At 64.4% G+C, this 22833-nt stretch carries 10 protein-coding genes and 1 pseudogene; all 11 read right to left on the bottom strand.

Translation table 11 applies throughout. The features are described from left to right. Positions 1-15: 15 nt before the first annotated feature. The 11 genes and pseudogenes from J5837_RS03795 to J5837_RS03845 all read right to left on the bottom strand — a co-directional run bounded on the left by J5837_RS03795 (position 16) and on the right by J5837_RS03845 (position 22757). Positions 16-2670, bottom strand: a complete 2655-nt coding sequence (locus J5837_RS03795; RefSeq protein WP_210535379.1) for a beta-mannosidase — start codon at positions 2668-2670, stop codon at positions 16-18. Beyond that, a complete protein-coding gene (locus J5837_RS03800) occupies positions 2667-4190 on the bottom strand; it encodes a tryptophan halogenase family protein (RefSeq protein WP_342345499.1) in 1524 nt (507 codons plus the stop codon). Before J5837_RS03800 ends, J5837_RS03795 begins: the two co-directional genes overlap by 4 nt. Positions 4191-4338: 148 nt before the next feature. Continuing rightward, positions 4339-7353, bottom strand: a pseudogene (locus tag J5837_RS03805) (TonB-dependent receptor); the annotation flags it as partial. A 294-nt stretch (positions 7354-7647) separates the two neighbouring features. Then, positions 7648-8886 carry an AGE family epimerase/isomerase gene (locus J5837_RS03810; protein ID WP_210535381.1) on the bottom strand — a complete coding sequence of 413 codons (1239 nt, stop codon included), beginning with the start codon at positions 8884-8886 and terminating at the stop codon, positions 7648-7650. Then, on the bottom strand, positions 8876-9880 hold the full coding sequence (locus tag J5837_RS03815; protein ID WP_425504812.1) for a carbohydrate kinase family protein: 1005 nt from the start codon (positions 9878-9880) through the stop codon (positions 8876-8878). The genes J5837_RS03810 and J5837_RS03815 overlap by 11 nt, the downstream gene beginning before the upstream one ends. A gap of 25 nt (positions 9881-9905) precedes the next feature. Continuing rightward, positions 9906-10958: a LacI family DNA-binding transcriptional regulator gene (locus tag J5837_RS03820; protein ID WP_342345500.1), complete on the bottom strand. Its 1053-nt coding sequence runs from the start codon at positions 10956-10958 to the stop codon at positions 9906-9908. A gap of 42 nt (positions 10959-11000) precedes the next feature. Continuing rightward, entirely contained in the window at positions 11001-13433 is a 2433-nt protein-coding gene (locus tag J5837_RS03825) for a GH92 family glycosyl hydrolase (protein ID WP_425504827.1), read from the bottom strand. A gap of 460 nt (positions 13434-13893) precedes the next feature. Further along, positions 13894-16887, bottom strand: coding sequence for a TonB-dependent receptor plug domain-containing protein (locus J5837_RS03830; RefSeq protein WP_210535384.1), 2994 nt, complete (start codon positions 16885-16887; stop codon positions 13894-13896). A gap of 474 nt (positions 16888-17361) precedes the next feature. Further along, complete coding sequence (locus J5837_RS03835) at positions 17362-18810, bottom strand: discoidin domain-containing protein (RefSeq protein WP_210535385.1); 1449 nt, start codon at positions 18808-18810, stop codon at positions 17362-17364. Between the two features lie 244 nt (positions 18811-19054). After that, complete coding sequence (locus J5837_RS03840) at positions 19055-21949, bottom strand: TonB-dependent receptor plug domain-containing protein (RefSeq protein WP_210535386.1); 2895 nt, start codon at positions 21947-21949, stop codon at positions 19055-19057. Between the two features lie 382 nt (positions 21950-22331). After that, positions 22332-22757: a F0F1 ATP synthase subunit epsilon gene (locus J5837_RS03845; protein ID WP_210535387.1), complete on the bottom strand. Its 426-nt coding sequence runs from the start codon at positions 22755-22757 to the stop codon at positions 22332-22334. Positions 22758-22833 lie beyond the last annotated feature (76 nt).

Genomic DNA, 22833 nt, shown 5'->3' on the forward strand with positions numbered 1-22833 from the left:
GACACCTCCGAGGGTTCAGCGCGCGTCGGCCAGCGAGCGCACGTGCAGGGCCTTGCGCAAGGCTTCCAGGTTCGCGTCGCTGCGCAGGGCGATCACGACCTGTTCGCCGGGAACCAGGTCGAAGGCATTGTCGGACAACTGCACCTCGGCGTCGCCGAAATCCAGCCACACCGCCCGCGCGAACTTCCGCGCGGAAACGGTCACGCGATAGCCGTTCCCGGCCTTCTGGATTTTGGCCTGCAGGCCGGGCTCCGGCAGCGCCAGCGACTTCGCCGCGTCGAAATACACCACGCCGCGCGACACGGGTTCGCCGGCGACGTGCAGCTCGAACACCGCCACGCTGCGCTTCGGGTCGGCGCCATGCAGAAGGTCGGCATCGACGAACTTGCCGACGGCCTTCGACGACAGCGCCGGCAGTTCGTCCATGCGCTTCTCCTCGTGCAGCAGCTTGCCGTCCATGTCGAACACGCGCAGGCGCAATTCGCCCTTCAGCGTCTTGTTGCGGTCGTTGAGCAGCGACACCGTGGTCGTGCCGTCCTTGCGCAACGCGGCCACCGCGACCGGCGCGAAGAAGCGGCGAGCATGGTAGTGCAGCGCCTTCCAGCGGCCGTAGTAGTCCACGCTGGACCACGATGCGCCCGGCCACACGTCGTTGAGCTGCCAGTACAGCGAGCCCATGGTGTACGGCCGCGAGGCGCGATGGTGCAGCGCCGCCAGTTCGATGCCGTCGGCCTGCATCACCTGGCTCAGGTAGATGAAGTCGGCGAAGTCGCGTGGCTTGCCGTATTCCCGCTCGACATACAACATCAACCGCGTGTTGCCCTCGCCGGCCATGAACTTCTGGTGGGCGCGGATCACCGGGCCATCGACGGATTGCTCGTCGCGCTTGGCGAACGCATCGACGGTCGGCTGCGCCGGCCATGCCTGCAGGCCGAATTCGGACATGAAGCGCGGCGTTTCGTCCAGATAGGCGACCGGCGGATGCGCGGGGCCGCCCCACACGTCCCAGTAATGCTTGTCGCCGCGCTTCGAATCGTTGGCCTTCTCGTCGAGGTCGTTGCTCGGCGAACTGGACCAGTACGGCACGCCCAGGCCTTCCTCGGCCACGACCTGGCGCAGGTCATGCCCGAACAAATCGACGTAACCTTGCCAGACCTTCGCGGCGAACACGGGGTCGGCTTCCACCAGCTTCTTGCGGTGGCCCCAGTCCTTCCATGCGGTTTCTTCCTCGTTGTTGCCGTTCCACAGCACGATGCTGGCGTAGTGGCGCAGGCGGCGCACGTTGTCGCGCGCCTCGGCAACGACGTTGGCGCGGAATGCGGGATCGTAGGCCGGCGGCATGCCGCCGCCGAACATGAAGTCCTGCCACACCAGCAGGCCCAGCTCGTCGGTCAGGTCGAAGAAGTCGTCGGATTCGTAATAGCCGCCGCCCCAGTTGCGGACCATGTTCATGTTGGCGTCGCGCGCCGCCTGCAGGTCGCGGCGCAGGCGTTCGCGGGTGACACGCGCCGGGAAGGCGTCGAACGGGATCACGTTGGCGCCCTTGGCGAACACCGGCACGCCGTTGATGACGAAGGCGAAACCCTGGCCGCCATCGTCGTCCTTGTCGCGGCGCAGCTCGACGGTGCGCAGGCCGGTCTTCAACTCGGTGCGCAACGTCTCCCCACGCGCATCGACGACGCGGGCGGCGAAGCGATAGCGCGCCTGTTCGCCATAACCGACCGGCCACCAACGACGGGGCTGGTCGATGCCGGCCTGCAACGACAACTCGTTGTCGCCGGCCTTCAGCTCGAAGTCGCGACGTAGCGTGTCCACGCGCTTGCCGTCGGGGTCGACGATGTCGATTTCGACTGCGGCATGCTGCGCAACGTCGCTGGCTACCGACAGCGCAAGCGCGAGCTCGGCTCGTTTCTCATCCAGCGCCTTCGTGCTCACCACGAAATCGGCGATGCGGGTATCGTTCCAGCTTTCCACCCGGATCGACCGCCAGATCCCGGCGGTGACGTAACGCGGACCCCAGTCCCAGCCATAGTGGTAACCGGGCTTGCGCGCGAAGTTGCCGGTCATCGCGTCCTTCGGCTCGTCGCCGTAGGGCGACGGATAGTTGCCGGCGATCCTGTTCGGCATGGCCAGCACCTGCGGCAGCAGTTTGCGGATCGGGGAACGGAACACGATGCGCAGTTCGTTGCCCTGCGCCTTCAGCAGGCCATCGACCGGCACGCGCCAGGTGCGGAAGTAATTGTCGGCATCGAGGATCTTGCGACCGTTGAGTTCGACGGTCGCAAACGTGTCCAGGCCATCGAACACCAGGGCGGCGTGCTTGCGCTGCAGCGTGGCGGCATCGACGTCGAAGCGGCCTTCGTATTCCCAGTCGGCCAGCCCGATCCATTGCAGGCCGGCTTCCGGCGCGCCGACATAGGGATCGGGGATCAGCTTGTTGGCGAACAGATCGGTATGCACGGAACCGGGTACCGTCGCCGCGTGCCAGTCCACGGCGTCGCGATGCGCTTCTGCCTGCGCGTCGCCGGGGACGAGGCGGAACCGCCATTCGCCGCCCACCTCGCGGGCGTCGTATGGACTCGCGGTCGCTGCCAGCGCGGCGGCGGCGAGCACCACGGCCGCCAACAATCGCAGGAACGACGAAGCGCGGAGGGGAGAGGTTCGGGTCATGGTTGGGGCGCCTTGCAGTTTTGGTCGATGAAGGCCTGGTGCGAGGGCATCGCCGCCACGCCGCTGGCCACGGCCTGGCGTGCGCGCTCGACGAATTGCACCAGCTTGTCTTCGGGCATCTGATCCACGATCGGATGGTAACCGCGGGGGATGATGCGTTGGCCGAGCATCACCTGGACCCAGCTCGGCAACGCGAAGAAGTCCTCGGCGTTGCGGAAGTAGCGGCCGTCCAGCCGGAACAACTCAACGGTCTCGCGCAGAGTGTCGGGGATCGACATCGTGCGGCACTGGTCCCAGAACGCCGTGTCGTCGCGTTCGGTCGCGTTGTAGTGCAGGACCAGGAAATCGCGGACCCGCTCGTGTTCGAAAGCGGATTCGCGATTGAGGCGGTCGGACAGCATCGGGGCGAAATCGCGATCCGGAAACAGGCCGAGCAGACGCTGGATGCCCGATTGGGCCAGGTAGATGCTGGTCGATTCCAGCGGCTCCATGAAGCCGCCGGCCAGGCCCACGGCAACGACGTTCTTCTCCCAGAACTTCCTGCGCCTGCCGGGTGTGAAGCGCAACGGCCGGGGCTCGGCCAGTGCGCGCCCGTCGAGGTTGGCGAGCAAGGTCGCCGCAGCCTCGTCGTCGCTGATGTGCTGGCTGGAATACACGTAACCGTTGCCCACGCGATGCTGCGTCGGAATGCGCCATTGCCAGCCCGCCGCCTGCGCGGTCACGCGCGTGTACGGGGTCAGCGGCCCGGCGCTAGCACTGGGCACGACCATTGCGCGGTCGCAGGGCAGCCACTGGTTCCAGGCTTCGTACCCCGCCTTCAGGGTTTGCTCGATCAGCAAGCCGCGGAAACCCGAGCAGTCGATGAACAACTCGCCTTCGACGCGCTCGCCGCCTTCCAGCACCACCGCTTCGATGAAGCCGTCCTCGCCGCGCTGGACCACGTCGACGATCTTGCCTTCGATGCGCTTCACGCCCCTGTGCTCGGCAACGCCACGCAGGTAACGCGCATACAGCCCCGCATCGAACTGGTAGCCGTAGGCGATGTCCGCCAACGGCGATCCCGGCGCCGCGTCGGCCGGGCTGACCATGAACCTGTCCAGCGGCGCAGCCGCAGTGGGCAGCGAATAGGCGCCGATCTCCGGCGCGCGGCCGGCCAGGAACAGCTTCAACCAATACTGGTGGAACGGAAGCGGGCCCAGCGAACGTCCGATCGTGCCGAAGCCGTGCACATAGCTGTCGCCGATGCGGCCCCAGTCGTTGAACTGGATGCCGAGCTTGAACGTGCCCTGCGTCTGCACGACGAAGTCGGCTTCGCGGATGCCCAGCACCTGGGTATTGAAGGTCTTCATGTACGGCACGGTGGACTCGCCCACGCCGACGATGCCGATTTCCTCGGATTCGACCAGGCGGACGTCCGTGCCCTGCCCCACGTACGTGGCCAACGCCGCCGCCGCCATCCAGCCGGCGCTGCCGCCGCCCACGACGACGATGCTCTTGATCCGCTTGTCGGTAGAGGTCACTGCAGATCCCTTCTTGCCAGGCAACCGAAGGATGGTCGCAGAAACAGGATCGCGGCCGTCCGAGCCATCGGCGGCCGCGAAGGCGGGCAGTTTCGCCCAAAAAACCCCTCGTGCCACGTGGCACGAGGGGGATACCGCACCTTGCAGGTCAGAACTTGTAGGTCAGGCCAAGATAGGCAACGCGACCCGCGTAGCCGTTGGAGTAGAAGCGGTCCACGGTGTCGTTACCGAGATGGGAACGCGTCTTTTCCTCGGTCAGGTTCAGCACCGAGGCGCTGATGCTGAGCGCCGGAGTGATGTTGTACGCGGCATTCACGTCGAGCTGGTAGTACGGCTGATCGTAGAGGCTCAGGCCATTAACCAGGCCCTGCACCACCTCACCGCGACGGTTGAACGAGCTGCGTAGCAACAGCTTCTCGGTTTCGTAGAACACGGTCAAGTTGACCTGGTTCTTGGCGGTGCCGGGCATCGAGCTCTTGCCGATGACGGTGCCATCATCCAGAACGACCTTCGCCTTGTTGGCATCGTTGTAGGTGTAGTTGAACTGGAAGCCCAAGCCCCAATCCAGGGTGTGCTGCGCATACAGTTCGATACCCTGCGAAACCGCATCCTGACCGCCAGCACGGGTGTCGTAGTTCTGCACCGTAACGGTTTCACCGTTGATGACCATGGTGACATCGTTGATCACCGGCACCGAGAAGTTCTTGATGTCCTTGCGAAACAGTCCGGCGCCAATCACCGAACCCGGTTGCCAGTACCACTCCAGGCCCACGTCGACCTGGACAGCCTTGAACGGTTCCAGATACTTGTTGCTACCCGAACCATACCAGCCAAGTTCACCAGCGCCACCGGTCAGGCGACGGTCGTCGACATATTCCTGACTGAAGTAGTTCAGGCTGCCAGGGGAGGCGATGTCACCGTAGCTCGGACGCGAAATCACCTTCGACGCGGCGCCACGCAGCACCAGGTTGTCGGTCAGGTCGTACGCAATGTTGAAGCTTGGCAGTACATCGGTGTAGGTGCGGTCGACCGCGGCAACGGTGAACGACTCGGGGTGCTGCACGCTGTCCGAAAGCTTCCAGTAGCCTTCGCTACCGCACTGGGTGCCTGCGGGGGCCCCGGCGGGCACCGGGCCGGAATTGCCGAACACGCAAGCCAGCGGATTGCCGTTGGCGTCGTCGAAGAAGTAGTCATTGTAAGAAGTGACCTTGTCCGTCGAATCGGCATGCTGCTTGGTCCTGGCGACGCGCACGCCAAGGTTGCCGCGTAGGCGTTCGGTGCTGAAGTTGGCCTGCAGGTAAGCGGAGGCGATCTTCTCTTCGACGTTGTAGACGAAGTTGTCTTCCTCGCGGGTCTGCTGGTCGCCGAACGTACTGTTCAACCAGGCGATATAGGCCGGGTAATTGATCGCCGGGAATGCGCTAGCACTGATGCCACCGGCCAGACCACCCAACGCGTAAATGAAATCCGGCGAGAACTGACTGGCGAGGGCGGCGCAGCCACCATTCCAATAACGGTTCTCGTAGTCGCTCGGATCGGTGCCGGGGCACACCCAGTAGGTATTGCCTGTGCTGCGGTGGATGCTGCCGTCACGGGCCTTGACGCCGAATTGCAACGATTCCAGGAAACCGCCTTCCGTATGCCAGGTGCCATCGATCTGGGCGTACTTCTGCTCGTTGTTGTTGCGGGTCCAGGACGAGCCGGTCGAACCGGTGTCGACCTGCAAGATGCCGTTCTTCAGATTCTGCATCAGTTCCGGCGAGAACGTCATCGTCGGCGTGCGGGTCAGGTCCCACGCACTGGCGAAGTTGCCGTTGACCCAGCTGCCGTCGGCATTCTGCTTGCGCGGTTTCAGCGGCACCGAGAATTGCAGCGACGGGCCGCCCTTGGCCCAGGTGCGGCCGCCCTTGAAGGCTAGGTCCAGTGCTTCGCCGTGCCACTCGACCGCAAGGTCGGCGGTCTGCGAGCGCGACTTCTCGATGTTGTAGCTGCCGGTGATCTGCGGGGTCGGCACGGTGCAGTCGTCCGAACCCCATCCCCCCGGAGCCATGCCGGCGGCAGCGGCCTCTTCCTCACTGCAGTAGTAGGCCTTGCCGGCATGCAGGCTGTAGTCCGCGCCGGTGACGATGGTGCCGCTGGGATCGAAGTGCAGGCCGTCCAGCAGTCGGCCGCCGGGCCAGTTGCCATCGCCGTAGTAGCGGGCGATGTTCCATTCCGGAACCTTGATCGTGTGGGTCTGCGAATTCTGCGACAAGTCGAAACGGAAGTAGTTCGCGGTCAGGGTCAGATTGTCGGTTGGCTTGAACTGCAAGGTCAGCTGGCCACCCTTGCGCTCGCGTTCCTCTTCCTTGACGTTCAGGTTGACCGAGGTCGGCATCATGAAGCCGGTGTAGTAATGGCCGTTCTGGTCCCAGAAGCCCGTGCCACCCCACCAATTCGAATTGAAGTCGGAGGGCCGGCCGTTGACGTCGACAGCGGTGCCGCCTTCGTCGCGGCCATACCACTGCCAGCTCTCGGTGCTGGCGCCCATGGTAGTCGTGGTGCGCTTCTGCTGGGTGTAGCCCACGAACACGCCGAAGCGATTGTCCTTGTCGTGCCACGAATACGAACCGGAGAATTGGCCGTCGTTCTTCTTGCTGGTGTCGGACCGGGTGCCTTCGACGGAGACGAAACCGGTGTTCGATTCCAGTTCCAGCGGACGGCGCGTGTGCAGGATCACGGTGCCGCCGACGCCGCCTTCGTCGATGCGCGCTTCCGGCGTCTTGAACAGCTCGGCGCTGCCCAGCAGGTTCGCCGGTAGCAGCGTGTAGTTGAACGAACGGGCCGGATCGCCATTGGATTCGGCGGTGGCGATGTAGTTGCCGTTCAATTCGGTCAGGACCAGCTCCGAGGACAGGCCGCGCACGCTGACGTACTTGCCTTCGCCGCCATCGCGGTCGATCAGCACGCCCGGTACGCGCTGCAACGCATCGGCGACGTTCTTGTCGGGGAACTTGCCGACGTCTTCGGCGGTGATGACTTCGACGACCGCATTGGCGTTGCGCTTCTGGTCGAGGCTCTTCTCGATCGAATAGCGGTAGCCGGTGACGGTGACCTTGTCGAGGTCGGTGGCGCTTTGGGACGCGGTCGGCTGTTGCGCGGGCGGTGCGTCCTGGGCCTGTGCCTGGGCGGCCATGCCGTACAGCGCCGAACTCATCGCCACGACCAGCAGCTTCGTGGTCAATCTTGCGTTTCTTTTCATTGCATTCCCTCCCAGGAATTCTTGCGTCGTTGATGGCTGAAACGATCTAAATGCAATGGCCGATACAACCACCCGGCCTCGCCACTTCCCACTCCATACCGCATTTTTCCGATATTTGAACGATCTAAATTAAAAGCAACCGACTACGCTTCTTTCGACATCGGTCCCTGACCCGTTCTTTCCTGTCCTTCGATACTCCGCACATCTCCGCATCCATCACTTGCGCACGACATTCAACACTTCGTGGCAGGCGCCCATGGTGTGGTAATCGGTCTTGCCGGCCGGACTCTTCTCGTCGTCGTACTTGCGGTTGTCCGCATCGAGGATCCGGTACCACGCGCCGTAGCGGTGGTCGACCATGTGCTTCCACGAATACGCCCACAAGCGGTCGTACCAGTCCCAGTAAGCGGCGTCGCCCGTGCGCGCGGCCAGCAACGCCGCAGCAGCCAGCGATTCGGCCTGCACCCAGAAGTACTTGTCGTCGTCGCAGACGAACATGCCATCGCCGATCGGCGCCCCGGTCATGTCGGGCTGGCGTCGCGATTCCGGCGCGAAGCCGTAGTACAGGCCGCCGCGCTTGTCGTCCCACGAATGCTTCGCCGCGGTATCGAACAGATGGCGCGCCGTCGGCACCAGCCAGTCGGCGTCGACGTGGCGGTCGAGGATCATCAGCAGCTTGGCCCATTCGGTCTGGTGGCCCGGCTGGAAACCCCACGGACGGAACAGATGCTTGGGATCGTCCAGGTGGTAGTTCCAGTCGATGTTCCAGCTCGGATCGTAGTGCTCCCACACCAGCCCGCTGGCCATCGCCGCCTGCCGGCGGGTCATGTTGTCCGCGAGGGTCAGCGCGCGCTCCAGGTAGCGGCGTTCGCCGCTGGCTTCGAACGCGGCCAGCATCGCCTCGCACATGTGCATGTTGGCGTTCTGGCCGCGATAGCGGGTGAAATTCCACTGCGCGTCGGCCTCGTCCTTGTACAGGCCGAACTCCGCTTCCCAGAAGTGCCGTTCCAGCAACTGCCAGGTCTCGTCCATCCAGCCGCGCGATTCCTCGATGCCGGCCTTCAGCCCGCACGAATACGCCAGCAGGACAAAGGCCACGCCGTAGCAATGGTTCATGTCGTCCTCGACGCGGCCGTCGCGCAGCGTCCACGCATAGCCGCCGCTCGCCGCGTTGCGATGCTTCTCGCGCAGGAAGCGCAGGCCGTGCTTCACCGCCTCCAGGTATTCGGGATCGCCGAATTCGCGATACGCCATCGCGTAGTTGAAGACGAAGCGCGTGCTGCTGACCAGGTGGCGATGGCTGGCGTTGTAGACCGTGCCGTCGTCCTTGTAATAGTGGAAGAACCCGCCCGCCGGATCGATGCAGTGCGGATGGTAGAACGCCATGGTGTCGGCGATGTGCGCGCGCAGGAAATGCGGCGAACGGAAATCGGGCGTGGGGGTCTCAGGCAGCATGGGGGGCTTGCTCCTGCAGCAGTCGCTGCACTTCGTCGTGGTTGGGCATGGCGGCGAACGCGCCCTTGCGGGTCACCGCGAGCGCGCCGACCGCGGCGCCGAAACGGATCGCATCCTCGATGGCGGCACGGTCGCGGCAGAATCCGGCGAAGCCGCGGCCATCGCCACCGCGTTCGCCCAGGCGCACCAGCAAACCGCCGACGAAGGCGTCGCCGGCGGCGGTCGTGTCGAGCGCGTCGACGCGGAAACCGGTCACCTGCCCCTTCGATTCGCGGGTGAACCAGCGCACCGGCGCGGCACCATCGGTGACCACCACGCACTGCGCTTGCGCGGCGAACAGTCGCGACAGCACCTCGCCTTCGCCTCCCAGCGGACCCGCAAGGTACTCAAGCTCCTCGCGCGACAGCTTGACCAGGTCGGCCCGTTCCAGCGCCTGCCACAGGCGCGGCGACGGATCGACGCCGTGCGGCCACAGCGCGGGACGCAGGTTCAGGTCCAGGCTGACCACGGCGCCGGCTTCACGCGCGCGCGCCATGCCATGCAGCGTGGCTTCGGCCACCGCCTCGTCGGTCAGGCTGTTCGAGCAGACGTGGAACACGCCGGCGCGATCGAAACAGGCCGGATGGAAGTGCTCGGCGCGGAACAGCAGGTCCGCCGCCGGCGGGCGATAGAAGCTGAAGCTGCGTTCGCCGTCCGCGTCCAGCGCGACGAAGGCCAGCGCGGTCTTCGCTTCGTCGGTGCGCACGATGCAATCGGTGGCCACGCCCATCGCGGTGAAGCTGTCGAACAGGAAGTCGCCGAACATGTCCTCGCCGAGCATGCCGGCGAAATGCGTGTCGGCGCCGAGCCTGGCCGCAGCCACGGCGACGTTCGCCGGCGCGCCGCCCGCGTATTGCAGGAACGCGCGCGGCGCGTCCGGGGTGGCGGGCGGTTGCGCGAGTAGATCGATCAAAGCCTCGCCAAAACACACAATTTTCGACATCGGTTCGCTCATCGGGAGGACGGACGCAGGGCGCCGGTCAGGTTCTTTTCGGCGCGCCGCAGCTTTCGCGGATGCGCAGTTCCACCGTCGCCACCGTGTGCCGGGGTTCGGCTTCGGGATGGTCGATGCGTTGCAACAACAGCTCCGCGGCCTGGCGGCCGCGTTCGCGCGGATTCACCGCAATCGTGGTCAGCGCCGGCGTGGTCGCCGCCGCTTCGGAAATGTCGTCGAAGCCGGTGATGGAGAAATCCCGGCCCGCGCGGATCCCGCGCGACGCCAGGCCCAACATCAGGCCCAGCGCGACGTTGTCGTTGTAGCAGACGGCGGCGGTCGGCGCGGCGTCACCCGCAAACAACTCGGCGGTGCGCGCGGCGGCTTCGAGGCGATTGGGCGCCGATTCGATCAGCGAAGCTTCCGGCACTTCCAGCCCGGCCTCCGCCATCGCCTGGGCGAAGCCTTCGCGTCGCTGCTGGCACGAGCTGGAGTCGGCGTGGCCGCCGAAGAAAGCGATGCGCCGATGGCCCAGCCCGATCACGTGGCAAGTCGCCAGGTAGGCGCCGTGGCGGTTGTCCAGCGCGAGGAAGTCCCAATCGGTGCCAGCCACGGCGCGGTTGAACAGCAGCACGTTGCTGTGGCCCAGCACTTGGCGCAGGCTCTCGCCGTCGCTGCCTTCGGCCGGCGACAGGATCAGCCCGGCCGGCGTGTGTTCCATCAGCGAAGCCAGCACCGCCTGCTGGCGTTCAGGCGATTCGCCGGCGCTGCCGAGCAGGGTCACGTAACCCTTGGCCGCGAGCGTCTGGTCGACGCCGGCGGCGAATTCGGCGAAGAACGGATTCGACAGGTCGTTGATCACCAGCGCGACGCTGGAGGAAGTGCGCCGGCGCAGGTTGGCGGCGCCGCGGTTGTACACATAGCGCTGGCGGGCCAGTTCGGCCTGCACGCGTGCGCGGGTGTCGGCATGGACCAGCGGGCTTTCGCGCAACACCAGCGATACGGTGGCCCGCGACACGCCGGCGGCCCGCGCGATGTCGTTGACCGTCACCGCGCGGCGGGCCGAGGAAGCCGTGTTTCGTGCCTTTTTCTCCGCCACGCCCGCATTACCCCCGTCGATTCGCGCCGCTGTCCGTCCGCATCACCGCGCACCCGCGCCCGGCGCCGCGCACAGCGGCGCGGGCAAGTCGGCCTGCGCGGTACCCCAACCGGTCGTCGGCGCTTCCGCGCCAAGATCGAAGCGGACCGTGCCGCCCTGGCTCAGGCGCGACCAGTCCAGCCAGACCGGAGTGTAATCGACGCCGTCGAACTGCACCGACCGGACATACTGCAGTTTGCCGCCATCGGCGCCGGGGGCCTCGAGCCGCAGGGTCTTGCCGTTGCCCAGGTCGAGTTCGACGCGTTCGAAGCGCGGCGTGTGCAGCAGGAACTGGCCCGAGCCCGGCACCGCGGGGTACAGGCCGACCGCGCTGAACAGGTACCACGCCGACATCGTGCCCAGATCATCGTTGCCGGTGACGCCGTTGGGCGCATTGGTGAACAGGCGCTGCGCCGCGCGCAGCACGGTCGCGGTCTTCCACGGCTGGCCGAGCAGCGTGTACATCCACGGCGCGTGCAGGTCGGGTTCGTTGTTCGGGTTGTAGCGATACTGGTTGTAGTAGCTGTATGGCCCGACCACCCAGTCCTTGCGCGCGGCATTGGCCGGATCCTTGACCAGATCGTCGTAGGCGAAGAACGCGTCGAGGCGCTTGAGCGCATTGTCCTTGCCGCCGACCGCTTCGACGAAACCGGGCACGTCCTGCTGGGTCAGCCACTGGTACTGCCACGCGGTGCCTTCGTGGAAACCGTGATTGGAGCGCGGGCTGTAGCCGCCCTGCGGAGGCGAGTAGAACGCGCCGCCTTCGATGCGCGGACGCGGGAAACCCTTGAAACCGAGCTCCGCATCTACCGTATCCGCATCCCAGACCTTGCGCCAGTTGCGGCCGCGCTGATGCAGCAACGCCGCTTCCTTCTCGTGCCCCAATGCCGTGGCCATCTGCGCCAGCGCGCAATCGCCCAGTGCGTATTCGAGCGTCGCCGACCCGCCGTGGTGCTGGTCGACATCCATGCCCTTCGACGGGTACGCACGGTCGTATTCGACATAGCCGTTGGCGAGGTAGCTGTCGTTGCCGGCGCGGCCCTGCGCGCGCGAACCCATCGGCGGACGGCCCGAGGCGTTCTGCCACAGCGCCGCCCACGCCTGCTGCTCGCGTCCCTGCAGCGCGCCGAAGCGCCACAGGTCCACCAGCCACGGCGTCACCGGATCGCCGGTCATGATGTTGGTGTCGAAATTCGCATAGCCCCAGCGCGGCAGCCAGCCGCCCTGCTCCTGGATCGCCAGCACCGAACGCGCGATGTCGCGCGCACGCTGCGGTCGCAGCAGGGCCAGCAACTGGTTCTGCGAACGGTAGGTGTCCCAGAGCGAGAAATACTCGTAATAGGTCCAGCCGTCGGCGACGTGGATCTTGTCGTCGTAGCCGCGATAGCGGCCGTCGGCATCGCTGCCGGTCATCGGCTGCAGCAGCGCGTGGTACAGCGCGGTATAGAACACGGAGCGATCGTCGGCGCTGCCGCCCTGCACGCGCACGCCCGACAGCTCCTTGCGCCACGCGTCCTGCGCCTGCTGGCGCATCGCGTCGAACGCGACCAGCTTGCCGTTGCGCTTGCCGTCGGCGGTCAGGTTCTTGCGCGCGCCTTCCGCATCGACGTGCGAGATCGCGGAAACCGCGGTCACGCTGCGCGACTTGCCCAGGTCGAAGCTCAGCCACGCGCCGTTGGCCACCTGCCACTGTTCGCCCATGCTGTGGCGCGAACCTGGAACCGCACCTTCCTTGTCCCAGGTGCCGAAGGCCTTGAACGGGCGATCGAACTCGATGCGGAACCAGGTGGTGTACTGATGCCCGCCGCAGAAACTCTTGGTGACCAGCTTGCCTTCGACCACGCGGTCGCCGACCACGTCGATCACGCTGCCGACGACTTCGTGCTTCTCGTTGGCCTGGCCCGGATTGACCAGGATGTGCCCGGTCTTCTGGTCCGCCGCGAAGGTGTAGCGCTCGGCGCCGGCACGGGTCAGCGCGGTGGTTTCCGCGTCGATGCCGCCGTAGTCGGTCAGCCGCACCTTGTAGTAGCCGGCCCGGCCGATTTCGCCTTCATGGGTGTAGGCGGATGCGTATTTCTTGTAATCGAACGACTCGGCCTTCTTGCTGGTGTCGAACGCGCCGCCCGGCCCGATGCTGCCGGTCACCGGCAACACCGACACGTCGCCACCCTGCTCCCAGCAACCCGCGCCGGAAACGAAGGAATGGCCGAAGCCGCGGATCTTCGCGTCGGTATAGCGATAGCCGGCGTAGTGATCGGTGATCGGCCCGACCTGGATCAAGCCGAAGGGTGCCGATGCACCGGGATAGGTGTTGCCTTCGTCCTGAGTGCCGATGAAGGTATTGACCTCGGCCGCCAGGTCGCCGGCTTGCGCCGGACACGCCATCGCGGCCAGCAGACCGATCAGCCCCGCCATGCGACGTACCGTACCTGGCATGCCGAACTTGACCCTGTGCTGGACCCTTACCTTCATGCGTGTTTTCCTTTCTTGCGAGCCCTGTGACCGCATCATTTGAACGTTCAAATTCCGGATTTAGAACGTTCCAATTTTCAAAGCCTGACAACCCCGCCAAATGTTATTTCGACATCATTTGCGGAGGGAATGCATCCTGCGCCGCAGCAATTCGCGACTACGACGCGCCGATTGCGATTAAGTCGTTGTGGAATCAGAGAATTGCTTCGCGGCGAAGCGCCGAGATCGCGGGATGGCTTGGTGCGCGGGAGAACAACTTGCGCAAACTCCGGGCAGGCTCCATCGCATAGGCTGGCGAATCCTGCCGACAACCGAAGACCATTCCTCTACCAATTTGATTGGGGAAGGATTTTTCGATCCCGATCCGGGCCCCCTTCCGCATCTGCGGAAGGGGGCCGTGGACTTGTTGCCGAGACGTTGCCGATTACTTGAACTTCGCAACCAGCTCCAGCGCGACTTCGCGACCGACCGGATCGTCGATGCAGTACGCGAAATCACCGCACCACTTGTCTCCGTAGATCTTGTCGAAGATGTTGGAGACGTAGAAGTTGACCTTCAGATCGTCGGTGAACTGGTAGCCGACGCTGCCGTTGAAGTAGCGACGCGGTTCGCGATGAGCATAGACCCGCGACGAGGTCTGGCCGAAGGTCGGGCTGCCCGCCCTCGTGTCCTGGCAGGTATCGTTGTCGATATAGCTCAGGTCGGTGTTGCCATCGGCCAGCGGCATGCAGCCACCCCAGTTGTTGATGCGGCCGCCGGACTTCTGGTACATCAGAAGCGTCGCGTTCCACTTCTCCCACGTCCAGTTGGCGCTCAAGGTGAGCTTGGTACGAGGGTTCTGGTCCTTGCGGGTGTTTTCCAGCGGCTCGGTCACCGTGCGGCGCGACTTGTAGGTCAGCATGTCGGTGTAGTTCAGACCGAAGCTCCAATCGCCGATGCGGGTATCCGGCAAGCGGTAGCGTGCCGAGACGTCGAAGCCTTCGACCTGGGTTTCCGCGCGATTGATCGGATTGATGTCAACGGTGACATTACCCGCCACGTTTGCAGGCCCGTTGCGATGGATGCGGCTCGTCGCTTCCGCACACCATTCCGCGGTCGGCGGCACCGCCAACGGCGCGCCGTCCGGCGTGAAGCCGTTCTGGGTGCAGTAGGCCTCGGTCTTCAGCAACTCGTCGACGTCGATGGTGTCGATGATGTTGTCGATCTGCACGCTCCAGTAGTCCGCGGTCACCGAGAAATTGGTGAAGGCGTCCCAGACGAAACCGGCGGTCCACGACTTGCCTTCTTCGTACTTCAAGTCCGGCGTACCACCGCGGTTGACCACGGCGTCTTCGATCTTGTAGCTGTCGCGCGGGCACTGGCCGGCCGGGTGCGCGGGATCCTTTGCGCAGGCGACATAGTCGGTGAAGTCGGAAATGCCCGAACTGGCCTTGGCATAGACGAAGTGCATGTCCGGCGCACGGAACGAGGTGCCGTAACTGCCGCGGACCAGCAGGGTGTCGAACGGGCGCCATTCGAGGCCGGTCTGGTAAGTGAACTTCGCGCCACTGCGCACCGCGTCGTACTTGTCGTAGCGGCCGGCGATATTGGCGGTCAGCGTCTCCAGCAACGGAACGCGGAATTCGACGCCCGCGGCATAACGGTTGCGTTCGCCGCCGCCCTGTTCGATGTTGCCGAACGGCGTGTACCAGCAGTCGGCGTCGCAGTTCAGGGTCTTCGGTTCCGGAGTGAGCTTGTAGCCCTGCTTGCCGGCTTCCAGCACGCCGGCGAAGCCGATCGGGCCGGCCCAACCTTCGAACAGGTCGCCGCTGATCGTGAATTGCGCCTGGGTCAGCCACGAACGCGCCTTCTTCTCGCCACGATCGGTGAACGTGGCGAAGTCGCCGGGCGAGATCGGGTTCCACAGCTTGTTGTAGTCGGGCGAATAGATCGGCAAATCGCGGTAATCGCCCTCCTCCCCGAGTTTGACGGCGGGATTACGCACATTCGCTTGCGTACCCTGCTGCGCGCCCATGAAGTAATCGAACATGTCGCCCTGGTTGTACACCGGGAACGACTCCTTCACTTCATAAGTTGCGCGACCCACCGACGCTTCCCAATCGAAGCGGTCGGCGAGAGTGCCCTTCACGCCTGCGCTGAAGTCCAGGGCCAGCTCGTCCGACAAGGTCAGGATCTTGTTGCGTCCGCCGAATTCCTGCGGCGAGAACCATTTCACCATCTCGCGCGAGCCGCCGGCGCCGCCATTGGCGCGCGGATCCCAGTAGGCCCCGCTACCGAACGCATCGAGGAAGCTGTTGAAACGGCCGGTCGATTTCCACACGCCCAGGTTGGCCCAGCCTTGCAGGCTGTCGCTGAAATCGTAGGTGCCGTGCAGGTACAGCGAGTCGTCCTGGCTACCGGTGCGCAGGGCCCAGTTCTGGAAGACGCGCTGCGCGCAATACTGGCCGTCGTGGTATTCGGTGTTGGTGTTGCGGTCGTAACCCAGGCGTTCGGCCGCGTAGTACAGATTGCCGTACTGACTGCACGCGCCTGCAGGCATTCCGATGTTGGTACGGCCGGTCGGTCCGATATTGTCCAGGTCGGTCAGGCGGATACCGGTATACGGCGTCAGGCTGGCGATGCCGAAGTGGCGCTCGCCCGGTCCCCACCGCAGGTACGGCTTGTCGTCTTCGCTGTCCATGAACGGACGGTCGCCGGCCAGCAGCTCGCCGCGATCGAAATGCTGCAGGTTGTAGACCAGGTTCCACTTGTCGCCGGAGAAGCCGCCCGACAGCACCACATCGGCGGTCTTGCGTCCGCCGCGGGTCGCGTCGCCCAGCCGGATCCGCAACTGGTGCTCGTCGGCGCTTTCCTTGAGGATCACGTTGACCACGCCGCCCATCGCGTCGGAACCGTAAATGGCCGAGGCGCTGCCCGACAGCACTTCGATGCGCTCGACGATGCCGGACGGAATGTTGTTGAAGTTGGCGAAGTTGCTCTTGCCCTGGTAGGGCATCGGATAGTCGGCGACGCGATGTCCGTTGATCAGCAGCAGGCTGCGGCCGGGACCGAGGTTGCGCAGGTTGAGCGGGCTGGCGTTGACCGAGGACTGGCCCCAGTTGTAGTCCTGCTCGACGTTGCCGATCGCTTCGGTGATCGTCTGCAACGCGTCGTAGACGGTGGCGAAGCCCTCCTTCTTCATCTGCTCGCCGGTGATGACGGTAACCGGTGCCGGGCCCTCGATCTCGGAGCGCTTGATGCGCGAACCGGTCACGGCGACCGTGTCGAGGGTCTTGGCCTCGCTCTTGGCGGATTCGGTTTTCTGCTGGTTCGGATCTTGCGCTGGCGCGTCCTGCGCGGCGGCGGGCATGGCGGCCGCCATCGCCAGGAACAATGCGGCGGCGAGGGGGCTGTATTGCAGTCGGGTGGACGTGGACATGACGAATTCCCAAGGACGATGACGATGCGGGCGGTCGCCGGCGATATTGTTTCGATCTAAATCCCGAGTTTGGAACGTTCTAAACCCAGGACCCGAATCGCCGGTTCCGGCGTCAATTTCGGCATCACTCAGGGGGCATTTGCATTCTGCAGCGCAGCAATGGTCCAGCCAATGGACCAGACGTTCGTTAAAGTCAAGTTAAATCAACCGCTTGCCGAAGTTCTTGTAATTTTGATGACAATTTCGCTCCGGCAGCGGAACGCAGAATTGCGCAAGTTTGATTGGACTTTCACAATAGTGAACACGGGGCCTGGTGGCGCCTTCCATCGTCAGAAGCCCGCGAGCTGCGCGCAGAAAAGTTGGTCGCCAGCTCATGACGACGTCGGAATCGTCCGTTCCGGGCGCTGGACCACGCATGCCGTTACAAAGGAAAGGCCCCCGCAGAGGGGCCTTCCTCGACACGTCGCCCCCGGATCAGTGTTCCAGAATGCTCAAGCTGGTCCGGTACAAGGATTGCGCCGTCCACGGCGACGGGTTACCGACTCTGACCGAAATGTTCTGAGCGGTTCCGTTCACCGCGCCGAGATCGTAGTAGCGGGTCTGGATCACGCCGCCCGGGCACCAGCTGCGCGGATTGGTGGTCAGGTTGTTCTGGAAGATGCCCGGATTGCCGCGCGGGCTGTAGACCGCCAGCGAAGAGCAGTCGACGCCGGTGTTGAACATCGCCAGCGAGACGCCGTTGCGATAGATCGTGATGTTCGCCTTGGCGTATTCCTGGCCACCGCTGTCGGGGCCATAACCGGCGATGTTGATCGCAAGCGTCGCCAGGTTGAGCTGGGACGTGGTGTTGGCCGGCGCGGTCGTGATGTTGTCGTCCTTCTCTTCTGAACGCGACAGCAGGCTGATCACGTCACGATCGCCCGCGGTGCCCGCCGCTTGCGTCGACACCAGCGACAGCGAGTATTTGAAGCCGACTTCGGCGATGGTCGGGTCGGTGATCCCGCGTTGCTGGCACGCGTCGCTGCCGTACTGCGGGTTGGAGCCGCCGCTGATGCCCACCCAGATATCCCGGTTGGGGTCGTTCATGGCGTCCAGATATGGCCAGATCGGCGCGTTGGGGTACACACGCGTCGAATAGCTGCCCTGCCACGCATTGCTGAAGGGCGAGATGAAGTCCACCAGGGTCACGCGCGGTGTGGTGACCGACGGCGTCAGTCCGAGCTGGGTGCTGATGAAGAACACCGAAGCGAAGCGGTCGTATTCGTCGCACTGGCCGTGGTAGGTGATGCGCAGGGCGAGGTCGGCGCCCAGCTGGGCCTTCTCCGTTGCCGAGAGCTTGCGCGCGAACTCGGTGCCGTGGTTCCACATCAGCACGCCGGACGGCGGCGTGTACCAACTTGGGTCGGTACTGCGGTAGATACCGAACTGCGGGATCTGGTCGAACACCTGCACGATCGTTTCCGGGGCTGGGGGCGGCGGCAGTACGTCGTACACCTCGAATTCGTAGATGCGCGCGACCGCCCCCGTGCCCTGCTCGGGGGCGGTGACGTTCAGCCGCACGTAACGCGCGGTCACCGCCGAGATGCTGGTGGTGGTGACGTTGGCGGAGTTGCCGTTGACCGTGGCCACGGTGGTCCATGAGTTGCTCTTGCCAGTGCTGGACACCTGGATGTTGTAGTCCCTGGTGTTGAAGCTTGCGGGTTCGCCGCCGGCGCCGGCGTGCTTGACCACGAAGTGCGAGAACGTCTGCGACGCACCCAGATCGACCCGCAGGTATTTCGTCGCTGCATTCGTGCAGAACTTATCGCTGTTGCCGCCGGAAACGCTGCCGTTGACGGCTTTATCCGGCCCTTCGGAACTTGCGCAGGCCGTTGAACCGGTCGCGGACTTGTTGAGAGCGAAGTTGGTGGCCGCTGCGGGCAAGGCGCAGCATGCGACAAGGGCGAAGAGGAATGCGCGGCAGATCGACCGCGATGGCGGAGAGAAAGTCATTTTCTTGTTACTCCAGGCAGACTTCGTACATGGAAAGGCCGGACGCGCAAATGCACCCGGGCAGATGACGAAACGGACAGCAGGAGTTTCCGGACTTGCAACCGCAGGGACCCAGGCAGACCGGGTCCCGTAAAAAACGGTGGCCACTCCAGGGAAGTGGCCACCGCGTCCAACATCAATCGAACTTGTACACGTACTCCAGCGACACTTCGCGGCCGGTCGGGTTCCCACGGTAGTACACGTAGTCCCCCGCGGCCGGATCGTTGTAGACCTTGTCCGTCAGGTTGCTGACGGCAAAGTTGACGCCCATGTTGTCGGTGATCTGATAGCCCGCAGTCAGGTTGGCGACCACCTGCGCCGGCAGGTAGCCGTTGCGATCGAAGTTGCCGCTGCGGCGCTGCGGCAAGCGGGTCGCGAACAGCATGGCGTTCCACTTGTCCTTGTCCCAAGCGATGCTGGCACGGGTCTTGGTGTGCAGGTCGCTGCCATGGTGCGCACCGTCCTTTCCATCCGACCACGCGCTGGCCTCCGAAGCGCGTTCGGAGGCCTTCAGCAGGTTGGTGTAGTTGAACGCGAAGGTGAAGTTGCCGAGGTCGGTTTCCCAGCGATAGCGGGTAGACACGTCGATGCCTTCACGACGCATGCCGGCCTTGTTGAACGGGCCGACTTCCACCATGGTGATGGCATTGTTCGGGCCGTTGCGATGCACGCGCGCGATCATGCTGGCGCAGTAATCGCCGTCCGGTGCGGAACCGGTGTTCGGGTTCAGGTAGGTCGTGTTGTCGACGGTCTTGCCGGTGATGCAGCCGGCTTCGGCGGCGATCACTTCGTCTTCGCCAACGGTGCTGATGGCGTTCTTCAGCTCGATGTTCCAGTAGTCGGCGCTGAGCGACCAGTTGTCCATGACGTCCCAGACGAACCCGTAGGTGAAGGATTCGCCTTCTTCGTACTCGAGCAAGGGCGAGCCCTGGCTCTTGATCATGATGTCGTACCAGTTGCTGACGGCCGGGTCTTCGTTGTCGCCGTTGACCGCGATGCAACCCGGCTCGGGGTTGAAGTCGCCGTTCTGGATGCAGCGCAGCGCATCGACGCGCTGCGCCAGGCCTTCGCTGCCCTTCGAATACACCTGGTACATTTCCGGTGCGCGGAAGCTGGTGGCATAGCTGCCGCGCAGCAGCAGATTGTCGGTCGGACGCCATTCCAGGCCGGCCATGTAGGTGGTCTTGGCCTTGCTGACGGTCTGGCTGTAGTCGTCGTAGCGCGCGGCCAGCGTGGCGGTGGCTTGCGACCACAACGGCACGCGGAACTCGGTGCCCACGGCCCAGCGATTGCGCGAACCATCGCCGAGCAGATAACCGTAATGCGGGGCCTTGTACGGCGTGTTCCACACGTTGCCGGTGGCGCCGCTGAAGACGCCGCTGCCGACCACGTAGGTGTTCGGGTCGGGGGTCAGGCGGAAACTCTGCTTCGCGGCTTCGGCCGTCGCGGCGAAACCGATCGGGCCGGCCCAGCCTTCGAACAGGTCGCCGGAGAACGTGAACTGGAACTGGTCCGCCTTGGTGAGGTTGTGGTCGTGGCCGGTGGTGGAAATCTGCTTCCAGATGTCCTGATTGATCGGGGCGAAGAACTTGTTGAGATCTACCCGGTGGATCGGCTGGCCGCTGGCGGCATCCACGCCCAGTTGCGGCCCCAGGTAGTACTCGTTCATGCGGGCATGCACTACCGCCGGGTAGTACTTGTCCAGCTTGAATTCGGAGTGGTTGTACGCAGCATCCCAGTCGAAACGACCCAGCGTGCCCTGCAGGCCCAGGGTCACGTCGTAAGCGCGCTCCTTGTTGCGGGTCAGCGCGTCTCCGATCTCCCTGCGGGTGAAGAAGCGCTTGCCTTCCACCACCGCGCCGATGCCGGCGTCATACCAGGTCACGCCGGGCCAATAGCCCAGGGCGAAGTCGCCCACACTATTGGTGATGGTGTTCGCATTCGCCGATACGGTGGCGTAGCCCTGCAGTTTGTCGGTGAAGTCGTAGCTGCCGCGCACGTACAGGGACTTGTTGTTTTCGCCGTTGAGGATGGTCCAGTTGTTGAAGAAGTCGCCCTGCGAGCAGTATTTGCCCATGGCCGGGCCCAGCGTCGAGCCGTTCCACTGGCGATAGTCTTCCAACGTGCTGCCGGTGCCGTAGACCGAACAGTCCAGGCCCGCCGGCGAGATGCGCTGGCCGGTGTCGGTACGGCTGATGCGCGCGATGTCGTAGGAGGTGTTGTAGCGATTGCCGCGGGCGAGCTGTTCCGCGCTCCATGCCTGGATATTCGCATCGTTCGGGCTGTTGGTGAAATCGCGTTCGCCGGCGAACAGCGGGTCGCGCTTCACGAACTGCAGCGCATACACCAGGTTCCACTTGTCGCCGCTGGCGCCCCCGGTATACGAGAAGTCGAACAGGCTACGGCCGCCGCGGGTGGACGCACCGCCCTTCAGGCGGATTTCGTTGCCCTCGAAGTTTTTCTTCAACACCACGTTGACCACGCCAGCCACGGCGTCGGAACCGTAGATGGCCGACGCGCCGCTGGCCAGGATTTCGATGCGTTCGATGGCGGCGGCGGGAATGTTGTTGTAACTCTGGAAGCTCTTGACGTCCCAGATGGGGCCGGTCTGGCCCGGATAGTCCGGGGCGCGATGGCCGTCGATCAGCAGCAGGCTGCGACCCGGGCCCATGCCGCGCAGGTTCAGCGGATGGGAGTTGCTGGCGGAGCCCCAACCTTCCTGGCCCTGTACCTGGCCAGTGAACTCGGTCAGCGAGGCCAACGCGTCATAGGCGGTGGCGAAGCCTTCCTTCTTGATCTGGTCGGCGGTGATCACGGTGACCGGCGCCGGTCCCTCGACTTGGGCGCGCTTGATGCGCGAGCCGGTGACGGCGACCGTGTCGAGGGTCTTGGCTTCCCCTTTCGCCGATTCTTCGTTCTGGTTCGGACCTTGCGCTGGCGCGTCCTGCGCGGCGGCGGGCAGGGCGGCCGCCATCGCCAGGAACAGCGCGGCGGCGAGGGGGCTGTATTGCAGTCGGGTGGACGTGGACATAATGGAATTCCCCAAAGCGGTTGACGGGCGGTGTGCGGTTGCCGACGGCGTATTGGTTCGATCCAACTCTGGATTTGGAACGTTCTAAATCCAGGGCCCCGGACCGCCGGTTCCGGTGCTCATTTCGGCACCAGTCATTAGGGATTTGCATTCTGCGGTGCAGCAATGGTCCAACCAATGGACCAACTGTTGGCTAGAGTTCAGTTAAATCAACTGCTTGCTGAAACACCCGTAATTTCAATGACATGTTTGACGAACGCGCAAAGTGTGAATTTGCGCAAATACGGGCTTTCGGAAGCCCGGCGCAAAGAAAAACGCCGACACAGAGGCCGGCGTTTTCAGGGGGCTTTGCGCACTCGGGAAGTGCGCATGGCCGGATACATCAGTGCTTGAGCGTCTTGCGCAGGCGTTCCAGCGCCTGCAACTGCACGGTGGCCTCGACCAGCTTGGCCTGGGCTTCGGCGACTTCCATCGCTTCGCCGCGGCCGGCGAGGATGCGCTCGGCTTCTTCCTTCGCGGCGCGCACGGCGGCTTCATCGATGTCCTGTGCACGCACGGCGGTGTCGGCCAGCACGGTGACCAGCTGCGGCTGCACTTCGAGAATGCCGCCGGAAATGGCGAAGTCGAGGTGTTCGCCGGCAGGCGTGGTCACCACCACCTTGCCCGGCTTCAGGCGGGTGATCAGCGGGGCGTGCTTCGGCGCGATGCCGAGTTCGCCCATTTCGCCTGTGGCGACGATCAGGGTCGCTTCGCCATGGAAGATTTCCTGTTCGGCGCTGACGATGTCGCAACGGATGGTGGATGCCATGTCTTGATTCATTCCTGCGTAGGGCGGGTCATGACCCGCCATGCGTGAACCTGCGGCGGGTCATGACCCGCCCTAC

It is taken from the genome of Pseudoxanthomonas helianthi (assembly GCF_017939625.1).
GTDB classification, from domain to species: Bacteria; Pseudomonadota; Gammaproteobacteria; order Xanthomonadales; family Xanthomonadaceae; genus Pseudoxanthomonas_A; species Pseudoxanthomonas_A helianthi.

Coding starts and splice junctions, on each gene's coding strand:
- J5837_RS03795 (WP_210535379.1), bottom strand. CDS start 2,670: ATGACCCGAACCTCTCCCCTCCGCGCTTCGTCGTTCCTGCGATTGTTG.
- J5837_RS03810 (WP_210535381.1), bottom strand. CDS start 8,886: ATGCTGCCTGAGACCCCCACGCCCGATTTCCGTTCGCCGCATTTCCTG.
- J5837_RS03815 (WP_425504812.1), bottom strand. CDS start 9,880: ATGAGCGAACCGATGTCGAAAATTGTGTGTTTTGGCGAGGCTTTGATC.
- J5837_RS03825 (WP_425504827.1), bottom strand. CDS start 13,433: ATGCCAGGTACGGTACGTCGCATGGCGGGGCTGATCGGTCTGCTGGCC.
- J5837_RS03830 (WP_210535384.1), bottom strand. CDS start 16,887: ATGTCCACGTCCACCCGACTGCAATACAGCCCCCTCGCCGCCGCATTG.
- J5837_RS03840 (WP_210535386.1), bottom strand. CDS start 21,949: ATGTCCACGTCCACCCGACTGCAATACAGCCCCCTCGCCGCCGCGCTG.
- J5837_RS03845 (WP_210535387.1), bottom strand. CDS start 22,757: ATGGCATCCACCATCCGTTGCGACATCGTCAGCGCCGAACAGGAAATC.